Source organism: Bacillus sp. EE-W1 (genome assembly GCF_009760835.1).
GTDB lineage: Bacteria > Bacillota > Bacilli > Bacillales > Bacillaceae_G > Bacillus_A > Bacillus_A wiedmannii.
Genome location: NZ_WIPE01000069.1, coordinates 24772 through 25486, shown reverse-complemented (window position 1 = coordinate 25486; position 715 = coordinate 24772). Strand labels below are relative to the sequence as shown.

At 33.6% G+C, this 715-nt stretch carries 1 protein-coding gene; it reads right to left on the bottom strand.

Annotation, left to right across the window (positions count from 1 at the left end; genetic code table 11):
- Nucleotides 1-120: 120 nt before the first annotated feature.
- The coding region (locus GFJ36_RS29750) for a discoidin domain-containing protein (protein ID WP_242016009.1) at nt 121-715 on the bottom strand (595 nt) is incomplete at its 5' end.

The window sequence follows — 715 nt, the reverse complement described above, 5'->3', positions numbered from 1 at the left end:
TCTATGATTCTACAAAAAGAATAGCATTTTTTTTTGCTTTACGGATACACTTTTTTAGCTTGATACCGATGTTTTATGTCTCTCAATCAATTGAAGAACCTCAGCCATTTGTTTAAATAATTAATATCCCAAAATATCTACTTCAGCTGCTGAAGCAAATCCATTTTGTCCATTTGTTACTTCTACTTTTACATATTTTGCAGCAACAGGATTAAATGTTGCATGTTTCTTATTACTATTATTTTCCCATGTTCCTGATGATATTTTGTCATACTTAACGCCATCTACACTCGTATAAATATTGTAAGTTAAAATACGGCCATTTTCTGACCCATCTTGCCTTGGAAGATATGCCAATTGTGAAATGGTACGTGTATCACCAAGTTCTAGTGTCAAATTGTAAGGATATTGATTTGGTGTCCAACTACTATGCCAAAATGTATCTGTCTTTCCATCTATCGCCTTACTAGCTGAACCCGTTGATTCCTCACTATTTGCACTTGCTTTCATTATTTTTTTAGACAATACAGCAAGTGGTTTAACAGGTTTAGCATCCGTTGCTTCCCATATAGGTGCAATTAATGTTGGGTTATTTAAAGCTTCTACTTTTTGTCTCGTTTCTTGGGTCGCCTTTAATCCCCACTGATCAAAAAATGGAAGTAAGTTTTGTTTTGCTACCTTTGATGTATTGTAAATAAATGCTTGTATTTTATCT